Annotated in this window: 23 protein-coding genes; all 23 read right to left on the bottom strand. The window is 65.5% G+C overall.

Translation table 11 applies throughout. The features are described from left to right. On the bottom strand, positions 1-302 hold a 302-nt coding region (locus VGL40_04740), incomplete at its 3' end, for a (2Fe-2S) ferredoxin domain-containing protein (GenBank protein HEY3314573.1). An 18-nt stretch (positions 303-320) separates the two neighbouring features. Then, positions 321-812 carry an NAD(P)H-dependent oxidoreductase subunit E gene (locus VGL40_04745; GenBank protein ID HEY3314574.1) on the bottom strand — a complete coding sequence of 164 codons (492 nt, stop codon included), beginning with the start codon at positions 810-812 and terminating at the stop codon, positions 321-323. Between the two features lie 14 nt (positions 813-826). Next, positions 827-1,195: a (2Fe-2S) ferredoxin domain-containing protein gene (locus VGL40_04750; GenBank protein HEY3314575.1), complete on the bottom strand. Its 369-nt coding sequence runs from the start codon at positions 1,193-1,195 to the stop codon at positions 827-829. A gap of 109 nt (positions 1,196-1,304) precedes the next feature. Next, positions 1,305-3,050, bottom strand: coding sequence for an NADH-dependent [FeFe] hydrogenase, group A6 (locus tag VGL40_04755; protein HEY3314576.1), 1,746 nt, complete (start codon positions 3,048-3,050; stop codon positions 1,305-1,307). Between the two features lie 18 nt (positions 3,051-3,068). Next, the gene (gene nuoF, locus VGL40_04760; protein ID HEY3314577.1) at positions 3,069-6,104 is read right to left on the bottom strand and encodes an NADH-quinone oxidoreductase subunit NuoF; all 3,036 of its coding nucleotides are present in this window, start codon (positions 6,102-6,104) and stop codon (positions 3,069-3,071) included. A gap of 14 nt (positions 6,105-6,118) precedes the next feature. Further along, on the bottom strand, positions 6,119-6,490 hold the full coding sequence (locus tag VGL40_04765) for a (2Fe-2S) ferredoxin domain-containing protein (protein HEY3314578.1): 372 nt from the start codon (positions 6,488-6,490) through the stop codon (positions 6,119-6,121). After that, positions 6,487-7,032, bottom strand: coding sequence for an ATP-binding protein (locus VGL40_04770; protein HEY3314579.1), 546 nt, complete (start codon positions 7,030-7,032; stop codon positions 6,487-6,489). Before VGL40_04770 ends, VGL40_04765 begins: the two co-directional genes overlap by 4 nt. Positions 7,033-7,078: 46 nt before the next feature. After that, positions 7,079-7,558 carry an NADH-quinone oxidoreductase subunit NuoE gene (gene nuoE, locus VGL40_04775; protein HEY3314580.1) on the bottom strand — a complete coding sequence of 160 codons (480 nt, stop codon included), beginning with the start codon at positions 7,556-7,558 and terminating at the stop codon, positions 7,079-7,081. Between the two features lie 55 nt (positions 7,559-7,613). Continuing rightward, complete coding sequence (locus tag VGL40_04780; GenBank protein HEY3314581.1) at positions 7,614-8,366, bottom strand: PHP domain-containing protein; 753 nt, start codon at positions 8,364-8,366, stop codon at positions 7,614-7,616. A gap of 3 nt (positions 8,367-8,369) precedes the next feature. Beyond that, positions 8,370-8,711, bottom strand: coding sequence for a DRTGG domain-containing protein (locus VGL40_04785; GenBank protein ID HEY3314582.1), 342 nt, complete (start codon positions 8,709-8,711; stop codon positions 8,370-8,372). 51 nt (positions 8,712-8,762) lie between these two features. Beyond that, positions 8,763-10,178 (bottom strand): [Fe-Fe] hydrogenase large subunit C-terminal domain-containing protein, encoded by a 1,416-nt coding sequence (locus VGL40_04790; GenBank protein ID HEY3314583.1) that lies wholly within the window; start codon positions 10,176-10,178, stop codon positions 8,763-8,765. 11 nt (positions 10,179-10,189) lie between these two features. Further along, on the bottom strand, positions 10,190-10,645 hold the full coding sequence (locus VGL40_04795; protein HEY3314584.1) for an anti-sigma regulatory factor: 456 nt from the start codon (positions 10,643-10,645) through the stop codon (positions 10,190-10,192). After that, positions 10,629-11,018, bottom strand: a complete 390-nt coding sequence (locus VGL40_04800; protein ID HEY3314585.1) for a transcriptional regulator — start codon at positions 11,016-11,018, stop codon at positions 10,629-10,631. The genes VGL40_04795 and VGL40_04800 overlap by 17 nt, the downstream gene beginning before the upstream one ends. Before the next feature lie 61 nt (positions 11,019-11,079). Next, positions 11,080-12,300, bottom strand: coding sequence for a nickel-dependent hydrogenase large subunit (locus tag VGL40_04805; protein ID HEY3314586.1), 1,221 nt, complete (start codon positions 12,298-12,300; stop codon positions 11,080-11,082). 13 nt (positions 12,301-12,313) lie between these two features. After that, positions 12,314-13,024: an NADH:ubiquinone oxidoreductase gene (locus VGL40_04810; GenBank protein HEY3314587.1), complete on the bottom strand. Its 711-nt coding sequence runs from the start codon at positions 13,022-13,024 to the stop codon at positions 12,314-12,316. A 13-nt stretch (positions 13,025-13,037) separates the two neighbouring features. Continuing rightward, positions 13,038-13,892, bottom strand: coding sequence for an FAD-binding oxidoreductase (locus tag VGL40_04815; protein HEY3314588.1), 855 nt, complete (start codon positions 13,890-13,892; stop codon positions 13,038-13,040). Continuing rightward, complete coding sequence (locus VGL40_04820) at positions 13,889-14,950, bottom strand: 4Fe-4S dicluster domain-containing protein (protein HEY3314589.1); 1,062 nt, start codon at positions 14,948-14,950, stop codon at positions 13,889-13,891. The genes VGL40_04815 and VGL40_04820 overlap by 4 nt, the downstream gene beginning before the upstream one ends. Before the next feature lie 616 nt (positions 14,951-15,566). Next, complete coding sequence (locus tag VGL40_04825) at positions 15,567-17,168, bottom strand: D-aminoacylase (GenBank protein ID HEY3314590.1); 1,602 nt, start codon at positions 17,166-17,168, stop codon at positions 15,567-15,569. Positions 17,169-17,369: 201 nt separating this feature from the next. Further along, positions 17,370-17,978, bottom strand: a complete 609-nt coding sequence (locus VGL40_04830) for a GerMN domain-containing protein (GenBank protein ID HEY3314591.1) — start codon at positions 17,976-17,978, stop codon at positions 17,370-17,372. Between the two features lie 24 nt (positions 17,979-18,002). Then, positions 18,003-19,160 (bottom strand): 16S rRNA (cytidine(1402)-2'-O)-methyltransferase, encoded by a 1,158-nt coding sequence (gene rsmI, locus VGL40_04835; protein ID HEY3314592.1) that lies wholly within the window; start codon positions 19,158-19,160, stop codon positions 18,003-18,005. Next, positions 19,144-19,866, bottom strand: coding sequence for a methyltransferase (locus VGL40_04840; GenBank protein HEY3314593.1), 723 nt, complete (start codon positions 19,864-19,866; stop codon positions 19,144-19,146). The genes rsmI and VGL40_04840 overlap by 17 nt, the downstream gene beginning before the upstream one ends. Positions 19,867-19,928: 62 nt before the next feature. After that, positions 19,929-20,876, bottom strand: coding sequence for a stage 0 sporulation family protein (locus VGL40_04845; GenBank protein HEY3314594.1), 948 nt, complete (start codon positions 20,874-20,876; stop codon positions 19,929-19,931). Positions 20,877-20,894: 18 nt separating this feature from the next. Further along, the coding region (locus tag VGL40_04850) for a hypothetical protein (GenBank protein ID HEY3314595.1) at positions 20,895-21,270 on the bottom strand (376 nt) is incomplete at its 5' end.

The raw sequence follows: 21,270 nt of genomic DNA on the forward strand, positions 1-21,270 counted from the left end.
TTGGTGACGACCGGCTCCTTGTACAGCAGCCGCTGGACCACGCGACCCTTGAGGAGGTGGGTCTCGACGATCTCGCGGACGTCGGCCACGGTGGCCTTGCAGTAGAGGATGCCCTCGGGGTAGACGACGATGGTCGGACCCTGTTCACAAAGTCCAAAGCAGCCCGTTTCAACGACCTTTACTTCTCTATCCAGTTTTCTTCTGGCCACCTCCCGGACGAGCGCCTCGCGGACGGCTTTGTTCCCTTTGAGGGAACAGTTGGTCCCGGCGCACACCAGGACGTGGGCACGGTAGAAGTCCATCCTTGTCTCCCTCCCCCTCTATTTGAATCGCGCGAGGATCTCGGGGATCATGTCCGGCGTGAGGTTGCCGAAGACCTCTTCGTCGACCATCACCGCCGGCGCGACCCCACACACCCCGATGCAACTGGTGACCTCGAGGGTGAAGCGACCGTCGCCGGAATCCTCGCCGAGCCTGGCCCCGGCCGCCTTCTCCAGCGCCTCGATGACCTCCCTGGCCCCCCGCACATGACAGGGTGCGCTCTCACAGACCCGCACGATGTGCCTGGCCTTGGGGCGGAGGTTGAAGAGGGTGTAGAAGCTGGCGACGCCGTAGACCTTGGACAGGGGGACGGAGAGACCGATGGCTGTGCGGACCAGTGCTTCTTCGGGAAGATACCTCAGTTCCGCCTGCAGCTCGTGGAGCACAGGCAAAAGCGCCCCAGGCCGGTCCCTGTGCTTGGCGATGATCTGGTCGATCTTCGCCAGGGCCGGCTTGGATAGGGCGCTTTCGATCGTAGTCGAAACCGCCACGGGTTGACCCTCCCTTATACTGATGTGGTCGCGATGACCCATTCGCCAAGGATCTGGTCGTTGACTATGTGCTCAGCCACGATCCGTCTGGCTACTTCGGGCGTGACGCGACCATAGGTCACCCGTGGTTCTCCCGATTTGATTACGTCCACCAGGGGTTCTCGGTCGCACAGTCCGACGCAACCCGTTTGCGAAACGGTGACCGCGGTCAGGTTCCTCTTTTGGAGTTCGTCCAGGATGGCAGCCATGACGTCACGGGCCCCGGCGGCGATCCCGCAGGTCCCCATGCCCACGACCAGTTTGACCAAGCCCTGGCCTTGCCTGACCCGTGTCATCTCCAGGGCTTTTCCCCGGATACGATCCAAGTCCTTGAGGGATTTCATCCCTCGCACCTCCTTAGGATGGATCACTCACCGGAAGCCCCGGAGCGGCCCCGCCATGTTTGTACGGGGCCGCGCCGGGTTGGCATCGCGTGCCTAACGAATGGGACGGCTATTTCTTCTCGCCGTTCTTGGGGTACTTACCTCTTGGTGTGTAGTGGGTGTGGAGGAGCTCGTGGGACTTGTGTCCCAACGGCTTGCCCAGGAACTCCTTATAGAGTTGCTGGACGGCCGGGCTCTCGTGGGATTTGCGAAGGGCCATCCGCTCATCGGCCGTGTAGATGCCGTTGATTCGCTGTTGACGGATCTCGGTGTTCGTCGGGATCGGCTGCCCGCCGCCGCCAATGCAGCCGCCTGGGCAGCACATGATCTCGATGAAGTGGTAGTCGGCTTCACCCTTGGCCAGCTTATCCATGAGCTTCCGGGCATTGCCGAGGCCGTGGGCCACGGCCACCTTGACCGGCAGGTCGCCCACCTGGACGGTGGCTTCCTTGACCCCCTCGAGGCCGCGGACGGCGGTGAAGTTGACGTTGCCGAGGGTCTTGCCGGTGATCAGCTCGTACGCCGTCCGGAGGGCGGCCTCCATGACGCCGCCGGTGGCCCCGAAGATGACGGCCGCGCCGGTGGTGATCCCGAACGGATCGTCGTACTTCTCCTCGGGCAAGTTCTCGAAGTCGATGCCGGCCTGCTTGATCATCCGCGCCAGCTCGCGGGTGGTCAGGACGACGTCGACATCCTTGTACCCGCTATCGTTCATCTCCGGCCGGGTGATTTCGAACTTCTTGGCCGTGCACGGCATGATCGAGACCGAGAAGACGTCGGCCGGGTTGACCCCGGCCTTCTCGGCGTAGTACGTCTTGGCCAGGGCACCGAACATCTGCTGCGGCGACTTGCAGGTCGACAGGTGCGGCAGAAGCTGCGGGTAGAAGTGCTCGATGAACTTGATCCAGCCGGGGCTGCAGGAGGTGATTAACGGCAGGACTCCACCGTGGGTGACCCGCTCGATGAGCTCCGAGCCTTCCTCGAGGATGGTCAGGTCGGCGGTGAAGTCGGTGTCGAAGACCTTGTCGAAGCCCAGTCGCCGAAGGGCGGCGACCATCTTGCCGGTGACGATCGACCCGGGGGCGGCTCCGAACGGCTCGCCGATGGCCACCCGGGTGGCCGGAGCGGTCTGGACGACGACGTGCTTCTTCGGGTCGGCGAGGGCCGCCCAGACCTTGTCGGTGTCGTCCCGCTCGACGATGGCCGCGGTCGGGCAGACCAACGAGCACTGCCCGCACATGGCGCAGGCCACTTCGCTCAGGGTGTCGCCGAAAGCCGGGGCGATGACGGTATCGAAGCCGCGTTCGATGGGGGCGATGGCCCTGACCCCCTGGACCTTCTCGCACACCGCCACGCAGCGGCGGCACAGAACGCACTTCTCCGGATTGCGGATGATCGACGGGGTCGAGTCGTCCACGGGGTACTTTGACTTCGCGCCCTCGAAACGGACTTGCCGGATGCCCATCGTCTCGGCCAGGGCCTGCAGCTCGCAGTTGAGGTTCCGCGGGCAGATCAGGCAGTCGGTCGGATGGTTGGACAGGAGCAGCTCGACGGTCAGGCGCCGGGACGACCGCACGGCCGGGGAGCTGGTCGAGACGACCATCCCGTTCGCCACGGGGGCGACGCACGCCGCCTGCAAGGCCTTGGCCCCTTTCACCTCGACGACGCAGACTCGGCAGGCCCCTATTTCGTTAATGTCCTCCAGGTAGCAGAGGGTCGGGATGTCGATGCCTGCCTTCTTTGCCGCGTCGAGGATTGTGGCGCCCTCTTCGATTTCGACCTTTTGATTGTCGATGGTCAAGGTCACGGTTGCCATTAGCGTCACACCCCCTCTTTACTCCTTCACGTCGCAACGGAGGCAACGTGAGGCTTCCAGGACAGCGGCTTTTTCGTCGAAGCCCAGTTCGACCTCGGCGAAGCTCTTGCAACGGTCCTTGGCGCCGACACAGGGCATCTTGGACCGCGGCCGCTCGTCCTCGACGATCTCGCCGCTGATCTTGCGGACGACCACCGACGTCGGGACGACGTTGCCGTCGCCATCGAGGTACTTGTCGATGGCCGAGGCGACCGTCTTGCCGGCGGCGATCGCTCCGATGACGGTGTCCGGACCGGTGACGCAGTCGCCACCGGCGAAGACTCCGGGAAGCTTGGTGGCCATCTTGCCGTCGACGGCTACGGTGCCGTCCCGGTTGATCTCGAGCTTCTGGCCGTTGTTCAGGGCCTCGATCTCAGGGGCCTGGCTGACGGCCGGGATGACCACGTCGGCATCGATGACGAACTCCGAGCCTTCGACGGCCATCGGGCGCCGCCGCCCGCTGCGGTCGAACTCGCCGAGCTTCATCCTCAGGCACTCGAGCCCGATGACCCTGCCGTCCTTGCCGAGGACCGACTTCGGGGCGGCCAGGAACAGGAACTCGATCCCTTCGTGCTCGGCATCGTCGACCTCCTCGCGGAGGGCCGGCATCTCGTCGCGGCGCCGGCGATAGACGACCTTGACCGCGGCCGCCCCGAGGCGCAGGGCCACCCGGGCCGAGTCGATGGCCGCGTTACCGCCGCCGATGACGGCGACCTTCTTGCCCTTCATCTTGACGTCCTCTCCCAGGTTGACCTGGCGGAGGAAGTCGGTCGCGTGGAACACGCCGGCCAGATCCTCGCCCGGGATGTCCAGGCGCTGGCTCTTGTGGGCGCCGACGGCCAGGAAGATGGCCTTGTAGCCCTTCTTCCGGAGGCCTTCGAGGGTGATCTCCTTGCCCACCCGGACGCCGGTCTTGATCTCGACACCGGCCTTTTCGATCGTCTCGATCTCGGACTTGAGCAGCTTCTTGGGCAGGCGGTACTCGGGGATGCCGACAGCCATCATCCCGCCGGCCACCGGCAGGGCTTCGAACACGGTCACCGGGTAACCCTTGACGGCCAAGTAGTAGGCCGCCGAGAGGCCGGCCGGGCCGGAGCCGATGACGGCCACCTTGTCGCCCTTCTTGGCCTCGACCTTGACCGGCTTGTGCCCGTTGTTCTGGAGGGCCCAGTCGCCGGCGAAGCGCTTCAGGGACCGGATGGCCAGAGGCTCGTCGATCTGGGCGCGGCGGCACTTGGACTCACAGGGATGATTACAAACGCGACCGCAGATGGCCGGGAAGGGGTTCTCTTCCTTGACCGTCAGGTAGGCCTCTCCGAACCGCTTGTTCCGGATGTGATCGAGGTAGACCGGCACGTCGACGTTGGCCGGGCAAGTGTTCTGGCAGGGCGATTTGAAGAGCATCGCACAGACCGAAGCGGCGCACTTGTGCTCCTTGATGTGCTGCTCGTACTCGTGCCTGAAGTAGCGGATGGTCGACAGAACCGGGTTCGGGGCGGTCTGCCCGAGGCCGCACAGGGCCGAGTTCTTGATCTCGTTGGACATCTCGATCAAAAGCTCGATGTCGCCTTCCTTGCCCTGGCCGCGGGTGATCCGCTGGAGGATCTCCAGCATCCGCTTGGTCCCGATGCGGCACGGGGTGCACTTGCCGCACGACTCGTCCTGGACGAACTCCAGGAAGTACTTGGCCAAGTCGACCATGCAGGTGTCCTCGTCCATGATAATCAGGCCGCCGGACCCCATGATCGTCCCGAGGGCGGTGAGGGTGTCGTAGTCGACCCGCGTGTTCAAGTACTCGGTCGGGATGCAGCCGCCGGACGGGCCGCCGGTCTGGGCCGCCTTGAACTTCTTGTTGTTGGGGATGCCGCCGCCGATGTCGAAGATGATCTCCCCGAGCGGGGTGCCCATCGGGACCTCGACCAGGCCGGTGTTGACGATCTTGCCGGCCAGGGCGAAGACCTTGGTCCCCTTGGACTTCTCGGTGCCGATGGCGGCGAACCAGTCGGCCCCCTTGAGGATGATCGGGCTCACGCAGGCCCAGGTCTCAACGTTGTTGATGACCGTCGGCCTACGGAAGAGGCCCTCATTGGCCGGGAAGGGCGGTCTCGGCCGCGGCTCGCCGCGTCGGCCCTCGATCGAAGTCAGAAGAGCGGTTTCCTCGCCGCAGACGAAGGCCCCGGCGCCGACCCGGATGTCCAGGTCGAAGTCGAACCCGGTGCCGAAGATGTTCTTGCCTAACAGCCCGTATTCACGGGCCTGCTTGATGGCGTGGGTAAGGCGCTCGACGGCCAGCGGGTACTCGGCTCGGATGTAGACGTAGCCTTGATTTGCCCCGATGGCGTAACCGCCGATGGCCATGGCCTCGATGACTGAGTGCGGGTCGCCCTCCATGACGCTGCGATCCATGAAGGCCCCGGGGTCGCCTTCGTCGGCGTTGCAGACCACGTACTTCGGGCTGCCCTTGGCCTTGGCGCAGAAGTCCCACTTGGTCCCGGTCGGGAACCCGCCGCCGCCACGGCCGCGGAGCCCGGATTTCTTGATTGTGTCGATCACGTCGGCCGGGGTCATCTTGGTCAGGGCCTTGCCGAGGGCGGCATAGGCGTCGCGGCCGATGGCCTCCTCGACGTTAAGCGGATCGATCTGGCCGCAATTCCTCAGGGCGATGCGGTACTGCTTGTTGAAGAAATCGATGTCGGCGTAGGACGGGACGGCCTCGTCCGTGCCGGGAAGCTTGTAGGTCAGGTGCTCGACCAGGCGGCCCTTGAGAAGATGCTCGTTGGCGATCTCGACGGCGTCCTCGGGTTTGAGTTTCTTGTAGAAGACGCCTTCGGGATAGACCACCATCACCGGGCCGAGGTCGCACGGACCCATGCATCCGGTCTCGACGATCCGGACTTCCTTATCCAGGCCGAGCTTGTGGACCTCGGCGACAAGGGCCTCCTCTACGGCCTTACAGTTCGAGGAGACACATCCGGCGCCGGCGCAGACCAGGACGTGCGAGCGATAGAGATCCATTCATCGACCCTCCTTCATCTAGTGGCGACTACCCATTCCCCTACTACCTGATCGTTGATGACGTGTTGGGCCACGATCTTCTTGGCCTTCTCGGCATCAACGTTGCCGTAGGTGACCTTCGGCTTGCCCGGCTTGGTCACATCGACCAGGGGTTCTTTCTCGCATAGTCCGACACATCCGGTCTGGGTGATGACGACGTCGGTGAGGTTCCGCTTGCCCAGTTCGGCCAGGATGGCCGCCATGGTCTCGCGGGCGCCGGCGGCGATCCCGCAGGTCCCCATACCGATGGTGATCTGAGTCTTATGTCCCGCTTGGCGGACCCGCGTTTCCTCCAGGGCCCGCTGCCGGATCTTCTCCAGTTCATCCAGGGACTTCAAATGGCTCACCCCTTTTGCAGATTCGCCAATGCCTCGGATAAGTGCCCCTTGACCCAGTCGGCGACGAGTGGGTGGTCAAAACCCACCTCTCCCAACCGCTCATGAACGGCCCGGCTGTCGAAGACGAACCCCCTGTCCCCCAGGCGATGGCGGTAGCGCAGGTCCAGGCCGGCATGGCCGGCCAGGAACACCGCCAGGGTGGTGGGGAGATCGCCCAAAGGTGCCCGGTCGATGTTGGAGCGCTGAAAGGTAGCGGTGACGGTCGTCCCCGCCCCCGGAGCCGACTCTATCTCTAGTCCTCCGTTGCAGCGCCTGGCGGCCGCCTCGAAGAGCGGCAACCCAAGCCCGACGGGCCTTGTCTTCCTGGTCGTAAAAAAGGGGTCCAGGACCCTCCTCCGGGTCTCCGCGTCCATCCCCCGTCCGTTGTCGGTGACAACTAGGCGCAGTGCGTCGCGGGCCGGGTCTTCCTCGATGGAGAGGTCGACCTGGTCGGCGCCGGCTTCGGCCGAGTTCTGGAGCAGATCGAGGAGGTGCAAGGCTAGTTCGCGCATGGTTTACCGTCTCTCGGTGGCCTTGTGGGGGCCAGGCTCGCCGGGGCTACTTGTAGCGGCCAAGAACGCCGGGGATCTTGTCTGGCTTCAACCGGGCGTGGACGTCGTCGTTGACCATGATCACCGGCCCGAGCCCGCAGGCCCCGAGGCACCGGACGATCTCCAGCGAGAACTTGGCGTCCGGGGTGGTGTCGCCGGCCTTGACCCCGAGTTCTTTCTCGATCCGCTCCAAGACTCGTTCCGAGCCCCGGACGTAGCAGGCAGTACCCTTACAGGCCCCGATCTTGTACTTCCCCTTCGGCTTGGTCGAGAAGAGGGCATAGAAGGTGACGACCCCGTAGACCTCGGCCAGGGACACCTCCAGGGCCTCGGCCGTCTTCATCTGCACGTCCTGCGGCAGATAACCGAACAGCTCCTGGGCCTTGTGAAGGACCGTGATCAGGGCATTCTTCTGCCCTCTGTACTGATCGAGGATCTTATCGAGCTCCTGGTACTTTTCGTCCAAGCATTCGCAGGTTACACTCATGGTTTACGGTTCTTCCTCCCTTCGAGAGACTTGCCGCCGCTGGAACCGGTGTGCCTCATGATTCCTGACGGACCACCACCTTTCGGTCTTCACGGCCTTCCAGCGCGGCCACAAACTCCGCCAAGCTCGGCCCGGCCATCAACAATGACGTCTTCCCACTGACGATGTCCTCGAGCCGATGGGCGTCCGACGAGGCGACGATGGAGGCCTCGTGGATCCATGGGCAAGCCGCAAGGACCGCCGGGATGGACTGCGGTCGGGAGACTTCGTAGCCCGGAAAGGGTACCCCGGTGGGAACCGCCCCAAGGACCCCGATCAGGCTGTATGCTTTGCGGTCGACGTGGGCCGGAAGGCACGCCCCACCGCTCCTGGTGACGATCTTGAAGGCGTCATCCAAACCAAGATCACTTGAAACCAAGAGGAGCCGACGGCACTCTCCCAGGAGCTCCCCTTGCTCGTCGTAGAGCGGCTGCCGGCCGAGCCGCTCGGGCCGGTTCTCGACCGCCGGCAGGTGGGCATAGACCAGGGACTGAAACTCTGTTGCCGCCCTCACGTCCGGGAAAAGGCAGAGCAGATGGACTTCTTCCTTCGTCTGGAGCTCCATCCCCGGCCAGACGGTCAGGCCGACCCGCTCCCCGGCGATGACCGCCGCCTCGACGTTCTCACAGCTGTTGTGGTCGGTGATGGCGATGATGTCCAGCCCCCGTTGGCGGGCCCGGTGTACGACCCGCGATGGGGAGGCGTCATCCGCGGCGCAGGGCGAGAGCGAGGTATGAATGTGTATATCTGCAGAAAATAACTGTGACATCTTTCACAAATGGCGGCAGAGCAAAGCGTGAATCCGGCCCGCCGTCTCGAAGCTCCCCTCGCGGGTCTGTAGGAGGGTCAGCCCCTCCCGCTCGGCCTTGGCCAGGGTCTCGGGCTCGGGGGCGAACCCTCCGGTGATGACCACCCCGGCCACCGCCGTCAGGCTGCCGACCGCGATCACGTTTTGGTGGGTCTGGATGGTGATCCAGACATTCCCTTCCCTAGCGTGGGCCATCACGTCACTGAGGAGATCGGAGCAATAACCCCCGGTCACCTCGGTGTCGAGGCCCCGCCCCTGGGCGGCCACCGCCAAGCCGAGCCGCTCGGCGATCTCCCTCAACCGCACGGTCACCCCTCCCCCCAAGATACCGGTTCCGGTCGTCCCATTCGCTGTGGGCTAACGTCCCTGTCCGCCCGACGGACTGCCATCGACGGCGCCGGGCGGGCTCTGGCCGGAAGCGCCGCCCTGCCCTTGGTTCGCGTTCGGCCCCTTCTGGCCCATCGCCGGCGGGACCTTGCGGGCCAGCTCCAAAACCTCCTGAGCGAGGACCTGGACGCGGTCGCGGAGTTTGAAGACGCAATCGGTCTCGAAGGCCACCCCGCGGACGATGTCCTCGGCCAAGGTCCGACAGCTCGGCGAACCGCAGGAGCCGCAGTCCAGTCCGGGGAGCTCGCCGACCGTCCGCTCGAGGGTGCCGGTCATCGTGATCGCTTGCTGCAGATCCTTGTCAAGCTGCATCACCGGCCTCGCCGCGACCTTCTTGCTCATCGTCAGGAGGCCCTGGTCATACCAGTTGGCGAGCTCATCCGCGGAGAACTGGAAGCCCTTCTGCCCCGACTGCTCCGACAGGTTCTTCATCCGGACCCTGGCGACGAAGGGGTTCTCCACCGCCAGCGGGCCCCCGATGCACCCGCCGATGCAAGCCTGCGCCTCAAGGTAGTCGACGTCGTGGAGCCTTCCCTTCTCGACCTCCTCGAGGACGGCGATGACGCTGTGAATGCCGTCGACGGCGAGGAGGGATCCCTTGCCGATGGCCACGTTCTCGCCGCCGGCCCGGCCCCAACCGATGCCCAGGCCGCCGGCCCGGATCCGCCTGGGTGGGCGCTTGGCCGATCCCCGCCCGAGGTGTTTGAGCACTTCACCGTAGACCGCGGCCATGGCGAAGGCCCCGTCGACGTTCGACTCGGCCCGCCCGACCGGCTGCTTGACCGCGGTCACCTTGGCCGCGCAGGGGCTGATGAAGAAGGCCCCGATCTTCTTCTTTTCCAGCCCCAGGTCGGCCGAGGCCTTGTCCTTGGCCAGGTAGGCGGCGACCTCCATCGGCGACTCGACCGGGATGACCTGCTCGAGGAGTTCGGGGAAACGGACCTGCAGCAACCGGACCACCGCCGGGCAGGCCGAGGAGATCAGCGGGCGGCGGTAGCGGTGCTCCTCCATGTAGCGCCGGATGGCCTGAGAGACCGCTTCCGCGGCGTACGGTACCTCGTAGACGTCGTCGAAGCCGATCTTCAGCAAGGCCTGAAGGAAGGCTTCGGGCGGCGTCTCGGGACGAAACTGTCCGTAGAACGACGGCGCCGGCAGGGCGATCCGGTGGGCGAAGTCGCCGAGCCGCGTGAAGGGATCGGTCAGGGCCGACTTGGCGTGGTTCGGACAGATGCGGATGCACTCGCCGCAATCGATGCACCGCTCCTCGAGGATGACCGCCTTCCCCTCGCGGACCCGGATGGCCTCGGTCGGGCAGCGCTTGATGCAGTTGGTGCAGCCCTTGCAGGCCTCCCGGTCGAGCTTGACCGAGTGGAAGTACTGGACCATGGAGCTACCCCCTACCAGCCGGTGAGGATCGCCGTGACCTTGGTGCCCCGGCCGACGTCTGAGACGATTGTCATCTGACTGGAGCATCTCTTGATGTTGGATAGTCCCATGCCCGCTCCAAACCCCATCTCACGGATGTGGTCGGGAGCGGTCGAGAAGCCTTCCTGCATGGCTTGCTCGATATCCGCGATCCCGGGTCCTTCGTCTTCAGCGATGAGTTCGATCCGTCCGGGGGAGATGCTCGCCCGCAGAGTGCCCTGACGGGCGTGGATGACGATGTTCATCTCGGCCTCATAGGCGACGATGGCCGCCCGCCTGATGACCGCCGAGGGGACCCCGATCTGCTGAAGGGCTCGCTTGATCCGGCCGGCGGCTTCCCCGGCCGAACTGAAGTCGAGACCCCGCACGGGATAGGCGAGTTGGAGCGAAGCTTGGGGGACGCCCGGCGGGCTAGACTGCTCCGACACCCTGACCGCCCCCGGTGACTTCTTTTCCCGGCCGGCAACCCGGAAGCCCGGCCTGATAAAGGAGCCCGCAGCTCTCGTACATCAATCTGGTGGTCAGCAGACAGGCCAAGCCCTTCTCCGTGGCCAGGGCGATGATCGCGGCGGTCGGGCGCTTGCCGCGGACGAAGATGATCGCCGGGGCGTCGATGACCTCCGCCGTCCGCACCACTTGGCTGTTGGTTAAGCCCGTCAGCAGGAGCGGCCTCGGCCCCGAGAAGGCCAAGACGTCGCTCATCAGGTCGCAGGCAAAAGCCGCGCTGACGTCGCTGTCGAGCTTGTCGGTCCCGCAAAGGACCTCGGCGTCGAGGATCCGGGTGATCTCTGACAGTCTCACGTCGGGCCCCCTTTGACAAGACCTCGGCCCCTGAGCGCAAGGGCAGGCCGACCGGTTGGTGTCAGACGCTTCCGCAGTAGAAGCAGGGGTCGTAGGCCCGGATGATCCGTTTCAGAAGCGCCGCCAATTCCTCGTCGGTGCCGGCCGTACCGAGCCTTACGGCCTCCCGCAGCTGGGCCTCGATGAGCCCTTGGTTGAACTCGAGTGGGGTGACGATCCTGACCCCGGTGACCAGGCCCTGGTCGTCAAACTCGTAGTCGTGGACCAGGGTCCCCTGGGGGGCTTCGATGGCCACCAACGCCCGCCGGGCCTTGGGCCGAAGGACCGGGGCCTTCTCCGGCCGGAGCCCCCGCTTCAACAGTGTGTCGATAAGCCAGAGCGACCGTTCCATGCTGAAGACCAGTTCGATGGATTCGGCCAGGAAGTTGTGAAAGGGGTTGGCCGACGGCAACTTGATTTCCGTCCGCCGGGTGATCTCCTTAGCCTTGGGGGTCAACCGGGCGGAGAAGAGATTCAGCCTGGCCAGCGGGCCCACTTGGACCCGCCCCTTCTGGGCCAGTTCATACCGCTCGAAGGTGACCGTCCGCCCGGAGGATTCGGACAGGCCGAAACCCATGTAGCCGTAGCTTCGGCCCTTCGGCTTGACCGCCCAGAAGTCGGCGTCGACCCTGGGCACCGGGTCGTGGTCGAGACGGCTGAAAGTCATCAGGGTCTTCTCGCCGTCCCGGAGGAACCGCTGCAGAGACCAGCGCAACTTGACGAGGTCCTCGTCCTTGGGGACGGCGGTGAAGCCGCCCGGGACGGGGTTGGGGGGGTGAGGACAACGCCCGGTGATCGTCTCCTGCATCTGGTTCCCCAGGCGTCTGAGGAGGAGGCCTCGCTCGGCCAGTTCCGGGTAACGTTCGGTCATCGTCAGGAAGCGGTCGCAGCCGAGATGGTGGGGCAGGGCCAGCATGTACAGGTGGACGCTGTGGCTGGCGATTATCTGGCCGTGATAGGCCAACTCGCGGAGGAGTCTGGTCTGCCGGGACGGGCGGAGACCGAAGCCCCGCTCGATGGCGATGATGGCGGCCAGGCGGTGGGCGTACGAGCAGTTCCCGCAGACGCGGGAGACCAAGCTCGGCACCTCCTCCAGGCGACGCCCCAATAGCAGTCGAGAGAACCCCCGGGTTCCCTGCCCGTTCTGCAGGTTGACCCGAAGATCCCCGCCGTTCCCCTCGATTACCAGGGACCCCCGACCGCGAACGAGGTCGATCGGGTCCACGGTCAGAGCTCGGCTCATCCGCCTTCCCCCCCTAGGGAAGTCGCACCCAGTCGCGAGCGAAAGTGTTCAGGGACCGCAGGGCCTCTTCACGCGGCCATCCCTTGGCCTGCAGGGAACTGACCATGGCCTCTGCGTTGGCGTCGACGAGCGGCCCCCGGCACCCCCGGCAGGTCAGTCGGTAGCTGACGCACCGCGCCGAGCAGCCGCCGGTGGTCACCGGCCCGAGGCACAGGCCCTTCTTCTCCTTTAGGAGGCAGGTGTTCTCCTGAAGCCGGCATTCGAAGCAGACACTCTTGTCTTCGACTACCGGGAGGTCGCCGTGGATCAGGGAGCCGAGGACCCGGGTCAACTCCTGTGGTTCGACCGGGCAACCCGGGAGGGTGAAGTCGACCTGGACGAACTCCCTGACCGGAGAGGGCTTGGTCTCGGGGTGGCCGGACATGACCCCGCCGAAGGCGGCGCAGGTTCCCAGGGCCACCAGGACCTTGGCATTCTTGCGGATGCGGGTCAGACGGTCCCGATCTTCTTCCTGGACCACGGCCCCTTCAACCAGAGCCGCGTCCATGTCCGACGGGATCCGCCCCAGGTCGACCAGGTCATAAGCCACCAGGTTGACCGCCTTGCCGAGGGTGAAGGACTCATCCTCGCAGTTGAGCAGCACGAGCTGGTCCCCCCCGCAGGAGGTCAGCCCGAAGACCCCGACGCTGATCTTGCGCCCCTTGGCGCGGTCGTTTTCCGCCATGTCAGCCCGCCCCCTAGATGACTTCGGGCAGGTTCTGGGCGTCCCAGTAGGAGAAGACCGGGCCGTCCAGACAAGTATACTTGTAACCGATGCTGCAATGGCCGCACTTGCCGATCCCGCAGCGCATCTTGCGCTGCAGGGAGAAGAGGATCTTGTCCTTGGACACCCCGCGTTCGAGCAGGTAGTCCCAGAGTGGCGGGAAGTGCGCCGGCTCGCCGGCCAGGACGGCGTAGGTGCCCTGGGCGACGAACTTGGTCTGGCGGAGCCCGGCGATGAGGCGGGCCATATGGTCTTGGCCTTCGGCGTCGCGCGCGGCGGGGCGACAGACCCGACAAGTGATGTCCTCCCGGTCGCCGAGCCAGGAAAGCTCGTCGCCGAACGGCAGGTCCTTCGCGTCGTCGGCCGTCGCGACCAGGGTCACCTGACCGAAGTCCTTGCGGTTGTCCAGGATGTACCACCGCAAGGATCGCAGGGCGCCGAACCACGGCCCCTCCGAGAGGAGGAGGACGTCGCTCCGGCGCATCCGTTCGATCGGGTAGCCGTTCCCATACGGGCCACGGATTCCGATGAGGGCGTTCTCCTTGAGGTTGTGGAGGGCGGTCGTCACCCGACCGGACTGCCGGACGGCGATCTCGATCAGTCCGCGGCGGCTCGGCGAAGAGACGATGGCAAAGGGCGCCTCGCCGACGCCGATGACACTGAGCATTAGGAACTGACCGGGCTTGAAGTCAAAACTCAGATTGAGCTCTTCGTCTTCGAAGCGCAGCTGGAAGAGGTTGATTTCCAGTGGCAACCGCTGGACCCGGATGACGTGAGCCCTGTTCGGCTGAAGCGGATCGGGCTTGGTCGCGACCGGCACTCCGTTCACTTGACCACCTTCTCTCTGAAGATGGCGTTGAGGACATCGATCACGCTGATCTCGGCCGGGCAGGCGGCGATGCATCGTCCGCATCCCACGCAGCTCGGCCGGCCGTACTGCTCGACGAAGGCGATCTGCTTGTGGTAGTAGCGGAGCTTGATCCGGGTGGACTTGTCCTGGCGGTAGTTGTGGCCGTCAGCCACCCGGGCGAAGCTGTTCGTCAGACAGGAATCCCAGATCCTGACCCGGGAACCGCTGCGTCCGTCCAGATTGACTTGGTCGAAGACATCGTAGCAGTAGCAGGTCGGGCAGACCGCCGAACAGCTGCCGCAACTGAAGCACTTGCGGCCGAGGCTCTCCCAGATCTCACTGTCGTAGTCCAGCTCCAGGATGTGGGGCAGGTCGACCAGCTCTACGCGGTGGGAGAAGGCCGCATGCCGGCGATTCGTCTTGTCCTTATACTGGTCGATGGACTCCGGGCCGATGGGCTGAAAGATGTCCCGGCCGGCGCGGATGATATCGTCGCCGAGGGCCGTCCCGATCCGGACGAAATAGGCCTCCCCCAGGTCGGTCAGGAAAAGGTCGAAGCCGCGATCACTGAAATCGGTCTTCGTCGAGTGGCAGAAGCACAGCTCGTCCGGCAGGCAATCGAGGCCGATGACCGCCGTACGCCGGCGCCTGGCCAAATACCTCGGTTCCTCGAAGCGGCCCGAGAAGACTTGATCGAGAGTCAGGACGGCATTGATATCGCAGGGGTGAAGCCCAAAGAGGACGATCCTTGCCGGGCCCGTCTCTTCCTTGCTCCTGAAGCCCCCGTCGGCGGTGAACTCGAGCAGTTCGTCGGTCGGGGGGTAGAGGATCTTTTTAGGCGGGAGAAGGGTCCTCAGGGAATTGAGGTCTATATCCGCGGGCTTCTTGACCGCCCTGAAGGTGCTCGACCCGCCCCCGTTACGGACTGGGCCGTATAGTTCGCCGAAGGAGCCAAGCAGCTCCAGCAGGCCGATGGCCTTATCCTTGGCCAGCAGTCTGGCGTTGGCGTGGCCGGCGAGGAATCGGCGACTTTCCATCGGCATCACCTCCGAGGCGGAAAATCGGGGGGTTTGTACCTATTCGGCACAAAGTCCGGACACTTTTGTACCTTCCTTCACTAATTGGGAGAAAATTATAAGCAGTCAGACAATGGGTGAAAAACTTCACAATCGTGGGCAACATTATCAATTCGGTCCGAGCCCGAATTTCCCCTTCTTTTCTTCTCTTCTTTTCAGAAATACTGGGACAAGGTTTGCAGTTTATATCGCTTTTGCAGTTTCATTGTATCACATCCCAAGGTCCTCTTGGTGGGTCCGGCGATCAAGAACAGACGAAGAACGGAGGCACCGGCCCATGTCCGGCGGGTCGCGGGCAACTTCCGGGGGTGGGACCCGGGCTTTTCTGGGACAGCGAAAGCCGGGCTGCACTGAACACCTTTGTCCGCAGATGCCCCAATTTCGGACACCCCCGTTTCCAAAGGGCTCGTCCCTGCTGAAACTGGCCAGTGGGTCCCCGGACGTCCACTGTTCCGGTGCGATTTGACCGGTCGAGGGTGGGGCAACGGCCCCGACCGACTGGTCGGTAGCCGCTCGGCTATGGCCCCACCGAGTCGCGGGGCGGTGGGCGGGGCGGGGTGAATGGCCCCCTCCGCCGTCAGCGGGGATCCGCCCGGAGGTTTCTCAGGACCCGCCCAGGCACGGCCCCGGTGTGGCCGGCCGGATCCACGACGATCTGGCCGTTGACGATGACGTAGAGGACTCCGGCCGGGTACTGATGGGGATCCCCGAAGGTCGCCCGGTCGGCCACCTCGTCGGGATGGAAGATCACCAGGTCGGCGGCGAACCCTGGGCGGATCAGGCCGCGGTCCCAAAGACCCATCCTGGCGGCCGGCAGGGAGGTCATCTTGCGGACGGCTTCCGGCAAGGTCAGAACCTTCTCCTCGCGGACATAGCGGCCGAGGACGCGGGGAAAAGTGCCGTAGTTCCGGGGGTGTGGCTTGCCCTGGGCAAGCGCGCCGTAGGGGGCCAGAGCGCTGCCGTCACTGCCGATCATCACCGCCGGGTGGGCCATAACCGTCTTGACGTCATCCTCGTTCATGGCGAAGCCGACCATCCCCACGTATCCGCCCTCGCTGGTGAGCAGGTCGCAGGTGGCGGTCCAGGGGTCCACGCCCCGATCGCGGGCGATGGCCTCCAGCGTCCACCCCTGGTACTTGAGGTTTTGCTGATTCCACAGGGTGGCGATGAGAATCTTGTCGAAGCCCAGCCGTCGCTCGACCTCGTCGGTCACCTCTTGCCCCAGTTTGTCCCGAGTCTTTGGTTCCTGCAGCCTGGCCAGGAGGGACTGGTTCCCGCCGTCGTGGGCCCAGCCCGGCAGCAGCGAGGCCAGCCCCGTGCTGGTGGCCACATAAGGGTACTGGTCGGCGGTGACGTCGAGGCCACGGGCCCTGGCCTGGTCGATGAGGGCCAGAGAGTCCTTGACCCGGCCCCAGTTGGCCCGGCCGACGGCTTTGTGATGGGAGATGTGCACCGGCAGGCCGGCCTTCTCACCGATCTCGATGGCCTCGGCCACCGCCTCGAGGAGGCGGTCGGCCTCGTTGCGGATGTGGCTCATGTAGATGCCGCCGGCTTCAGCCGCCACTCGGGCCAGCTCGATCAGTTCCTCGGTGTCGCTGTACGAGCCGGGAGGATAGATCAACCCGCTGGTCAGGGCCCTGGCCCCGGCGGCCATGGCCGCGCCGACGAGGTCCTTCATTCGCTCCATTTCTGCGGGACTGGCCGGACGGTTATCGTAGCCGACCACGGCCTCGCGGACGGTCCCGTGTCCGACCGTCGGGACGACGTTGACGGCCACGCCGGCCCTTTCCAATCGAGCCAGATAGTCGGCCAGGCTGAACCAGTCGACCTCGATCTTCGGCCCGTCGCCGAGGAGGGTCTGCACGGCCTTCTCGCGGGCCGCCGGGTTGATGGGGGCGGCCGAGGCCCCGCACTGGCCGATGACTTCGGTGGTCACCCCCTGGCGCACCTTGCTTTCGGCTTTGGGGTTGACCAACAGGGGAAGGTCAGAATGGGAATGGGCGTCGATGAACCCCGGGGAGAGGATCATCCCCCCGGCGTCGATGGTCAGGTCGGCGTCGCTGACGAGGCCCCGCCCGGCGGCCCTGATCCGGCCGCCGGCGACGGCGACGTCGGCGCGGTACCAAGGGGCCCCGGTGCCATCGAGCACCCGGGCCCCGCGAATGAGGATGTCATCCAAATCTATCGCCTCGCTTTGCCTGCTGATCGGCTCCCCCGGCCAAGCCGGGAGAGCTGGCTCTTGGGAATAATCCACATGATGGCAAAACTTCGCCCCGGGGCAGCCAACTCCTGTCGCCCCGGGGCCTTTCGTCAACCGCTCATTGACTCATCCTTTAACCGCCTGTCCCTCCACCCGCCCGGCCAGGACGGGCCTAAGCGCTCACTTGACGACGGTTACATTCCTGGTGATGGGCCGGTCGGCGGAGAAATGACCGCCGATGGACTCGACCGCCTTCCCGGCCACAAGGATTTGGACCTGCTTGACCTCGGGGAACTCGGTTAGTGTGTCGGCGATGGCGGCCAGGGTCAGGGCCTCGCCGCGGGCCCCCACGTTGAGTTTCATGACCTCCTGGCTGAAGTCGACGTAGGCCGTCCCGTCCTTGACCTTGACCCCGAGCACGCGGGTCTCGGCCGGGAGGACCGGGGTCAGGTTACTGCCGGCCTCCGGCCCCCTGATCAACTCCTGGATCGCCTGGACCAGGGGGTCGCCGGCCTTGGCCACCAAGCGCTTGACCGGACTCAGGTACATCTCGGACGGCGTGCTGGTCACGAAGTAGACCGTGACCGGGCGGGCGAGCTGGTCGATGGTTCCTTGCAGCTGGGTGTTCTTGGCTGTCAGGTCGGCCACTTGCTTCTCCAGCTGGTCGACCCGTGCCTTCAACTCGGCCGCCTGCTTGGCCGAAGGGCCGGTGCACCCGGCGGCCAGGGTGGCGACGATGGCGGCCACCACGGCGAAGCCCATCACCCTTTGCCTCAGATAGCTCTTCATCTGGTCAGGGACCCCTTTCCTGGCTCAGTCTTGATCGTCACTGAGGCAGGCCGCATAGACCTGCCGGCGGCCGAGCCCGGTCATGACGGCGACCCGCTTGATCGCTTCCTTCTTGGACAGCCCGTCGGCCTGCTGTTCGGAGACGAGCCTCCGCAGGTCGGCCGGCAGGGGGGGGCCGGCCGTCGGCGTGGCCGGTCGACCAGCCACGACCAGGCAGGCTTCCCCTCTTATCTTGCCCTCGGGAAAGAGGGCGTGCAACTCAGCCAGAACTACCGCCGCCGTCCCGCGGTGGAATGTCTCGTGGACCTTGGTCAGTTCCCTGGCGACGACGATCGGGCGGTCGCCGAGGACTGCGCCCAGTTCGGTCAAGCACTCGGCCAGACGGTGGGGGGCCTCGTAGAAGACCGTGGTCCAGGTGACGTCTATTAGACGCCGAAAGACCTCACGGCGTTCCCGGGCTACCCGTGGGACGAAGCCGGCAAAGGTGAACGGAGTCGTCGGAAGCCCCGAGGCTACCAAGGCGGTCAGCGCGGCGCTCGGTCCCGGAACGGGGACGACGGTCAGGCCGGCCGCCACGGCTTCGTGGACCAGGTCTTCGCCCGGGTCGGAGATACCCGGCAGGCCGGCGTCGGTGACCAGGGCGACCGATTTGCCTCGGCGGAGGTCCTCGATGATGGCCGGGCCGCGGGACCGTTTGTTGTGTTCGTGGTAGCTGACGACCCGCCGGCTGATGCCTTCGTGGGCGAGGAGGGCTCTGGTCCGCCGAGTGTCCTCGGCGGCCACGTACTCCACGGAGGACAGGATTTGGACGGCCCTCGGGCTGAGGTCGCCCAGGTTGCCGATGGGGGTCCCACATAGGTAGAGGAGACCGGGGGCGGTCTCCCCCGTCGCCGCTGCTTCGCTCTCGGACAAGGCTGCTTTCTCCTCCCTGGGCAACGACTTCCAGGCCTGCTCAAGGCGGGCCGCGTCCCGGTGGGTCAGCCCGGCGCGGCTCGCCACCAGGGTCACCGGTCCGCGACCCCTGGTGTAACGGGCGCCCTTCCCTTCATCGTGGGCGGCCAGGCGCCGGTCCAAGTCTTTGGCCAGTCCGGCATAGTAAGTGCCGTCGGCGCACCTGACTAGGTAGACGGTATACGAGGCGGCCTCGGCCTGGCGGTCCACCGGCTCACCGCTCGGTCCCATAGATGGCCCTCACTTCCGGGGCGTATCCCCCGTCCGCTCCGCGGATGACCAGGTCGGGCTCGACCTTCAGCCCGGGGCGCCCGCCTCGCCGGCCTTCGACCAGGACGAGCTTGGAGACTGCTCCGGGGCTCGGCCTGATCAGGCGGACCCGCTTCGGCTCGAGACCCTCGGATCGCAGCCCCACGAGCAAGTCGGCCAACCGCTCGGTCAGATAGTTGAGATAGATGCGGCCGCCGTGGCGGGCCAACCGGCGGGCCGCCCTCAGCACGTCCCCGAGGGCACACCCCAGTTCATGACGGGACAGGGCGCGCGCCTGGCTCGGGGAGACGCGACCGGTCCCGGCCGGACGGAAAGGAGGATTGACGGTGATCGCGTCGAACGGCCGGTCGACCCCGAGGTCCTCGAGGGTCACCGTGCGGAGGTCCCCTCGGACGATCCGCACATGGTCGCCCAGCCCATTCCGGTCGACGCTCCTCTGGGCCAACTCGGCCAGGTCGGGCTGGAGCTCAAGGCCGACAATGGAGATGGGGCTGCGGGCGGCGACCAGCAAGGGGATGACCCCGCATCCGGTGCCCAGGTCGCACCAGCGTTCACCGGGCCGGGCCTGAGCGAAGTGGGCCAGAAGGACGGTGTCCATCGAGAAAGCCACCTCGGGCCGCTGGATTATCTTCAAACCGGCCAGCCCCAGGTCGTCCAGGCGCTCCATTTTGGCCCAACCCCCAATCGTCCACCCATCGAAAGGACGTGGCCGCCGCCACGTCCATTGCTTCAGGCACCTTCGGGGGCTTTCGGTCCCCGCTCCTTCTTGTCCCTGGGCTTCTCCCCGGGGGGCTTGGCCGTCTCCGGAGTCCCCTGGGCCGCGGCCGGCTCAGCCTCCTTGGTTCCGTTCCCGCCCTTCGCGCGACTCTCCCGGCGGGGTTCCTTCCGCTCCACGTCCTCGGCGGGGAAGTCAACCACCGTCTGATCTTCAAACTCCACCGAGATGATGCTGCGGGCGGGATTCTGGGCCGCCACGCGGCCCTCACCCTGGGGGGTAATCACCGCCGCCCCGACCTCCGGACTGCCGGTCTTGGCCCCGTCATAGTGGTCACATTCGTAGCGCAGGCAGCACATCAACCGGCCGCAAAGGCCGGAGATCTTCGTCGGGTTGAGGGAGAGGTTCTGTTCTTTGGCCATCTTGATCGACACCGGGGCGAAGTCTCCGAGGAAGGACGAGCAGCAGACGCAGCGCCCGCAGGGCCCGAGTCCGCCGAGCATCTTGGCCTCATCGCGGACGCCGATCTGGCGCAACTCGATCCGTGTGCGGAAGGTCGCCGCCAGGTCCCGCACGAGCTCCCGGAAGTCGACGCGACCTTCGGCGGTGAAGTAAAAGATGATCTTGCTGCCGTCGAAGGTGTACTCGCAATCGATGAGGTTCATCTCCAGCCCGTGCTCAGTCACTTTCTTGGCGCAGACGGCCAGGGCCTCCCGCTCGCGCCGCCGGTTCTCTTCGATCTCGGCGGCGTCCTTCTCGTTGGCCAGCCGGATGACCCTCTTAAGGGGGGCGACGACCTCGTCTTCGCCGACCGGTTTCGGACCGACGACCACCTCGCCGTATTCCACGCCCCGGGCGGTTTCGACGATGACCTGGTCGCCCGAGGCGATGGTCAGCTCTCCAGGGTCGAAGTAGTAGACTTTCCCGGCCCGCTTGAAGCGGACCCCGACGACATTCGGCAAGCCGTGTTCCTCCTGAGGTCAAAGGTTCAACAGAACGTACTCAATGGCCAGACGGGGCTGAACGTTGCGGCGCAGGCCCTCCAGGGCCCGCTCGATGAGCCCGAGCCCCCGATGGAGCCTGGCCTGATCGTAATCGGCACAGAGTCGCCGGACCGTCTGTCGGTCCTCCCAACCGGCCAGTCGGCCGGCCTGCGGGTCGACCGCGATGACAAGGCCGTCGCGGAAGAGAGTCGCCAGGTCGCCCAGGAACTCGGCCAGGGCTTCGCGATCTTCTCCATATTGTACCATTTTCTCGAGGAGTTCAATCCGTTCGCCGACCGTGGCCCGCCCCAGGACGCCGGCCGTCTGGCGGTTGGCTTCCCGCCGCCTCGTCAGCCGGTCCGAAGTCAGAAGG

The sequence above is a fragment of the Bacillota bacterium genome (assembly GCA_036504675.1).
Taxonomy (GTDB): Bacteria; Bacillota; Sulfobacillia; order JAJYWN01; family JAJZPE01; genus DASXUT01.

Coding starts and splice junctions, on each gene's coding strand:
- VGL40_04750 (HEY3314575.1), bottom strand. CDS start 1,195: ATGAAATCCCTCAAGGACTTGGATCGTATCCGGGGAAAAGCCCTGGAG.
- VGL40_04755 (HEY3314576.1), bottom strand. CDS start 3,050: ATGGCAACCGTGACCTTGACCATCGACAATCAAAAGGTCGAAATCGAA.
- nuoF (HEY3314577.1), bottom strand. CDS start 6,104: ATGGATCTCTATCGCTCGCACGTCCTGGTCTGCGCCGGCGCCGGATGT.
- VGL40_04770 (HEY3314579.1), bottom strand. CDS start 7,032: ATGCGCGAACTAGCCTTGCACCTCCTCGATCTGCTCCAGAACTCGGCC.
- nuoE (HEY3314580.1), bottom strand. CDS start 7,558: ATGAGTGTAACCTGCGAATGCTTGGACGAAAAGTACCAGGAGCTCGAT.
- VGL40_04780 (HEY3314581.1), bottom strand. CDS start 8,366: ATGTCACAGTTATTTTCTGCAGATATACACATTCATACCTCGCTCTCG.
- VGL40_04790 (HEY3314583.1), bottom strand. CDS start 10,178: ATGGTCCAGTACTTCCACTCGGTCAAGCTCGACCGGGAGGCCTGCAAG.
- VGL40_04805 (HEY3314586.1), bottom strand. CDS start 12,300: ATGAGCCGAGCTCTGACCGTGGACCCGATCGACCTCGTTCGCGGTCGG.
- VGL40_04810 (HEY3314587.1), bottom strand. CDS start 13,024: ATGGCGGAAAACGACCGCGCCAAGGGGCGCAAGATCAGCGTCGGGGTC.
- VGL40_04820 (HEY3314589.1), bottom strand. CDS start 14,950: ATGGAAAGTCGCCGATTCCTCGCCGGCCACGCCAACGCCAGACTGCTG.
- VGL40_04830 (HEY3314591.1), bottom strand. CDS start 17,978: ATGAAGAGCTATCTGAGGCAAAGGGTGATGGGCTTCGCCGTGGTGGCC.
- rsmI (HEY3314592.1), bottom strand. CDS start 19,160: ATGGGACCGAGCGGTGAGCCGGTGGACCGCCAGGCCGAGGCCGCCTCG.
- VGL40_04840 (HEY3314593.1), bottom strand. CDS start 19,866: ATGGAGCGCCTGGACGACCTGGGGCTGGCCGGTTTGAAGATAATCCAG.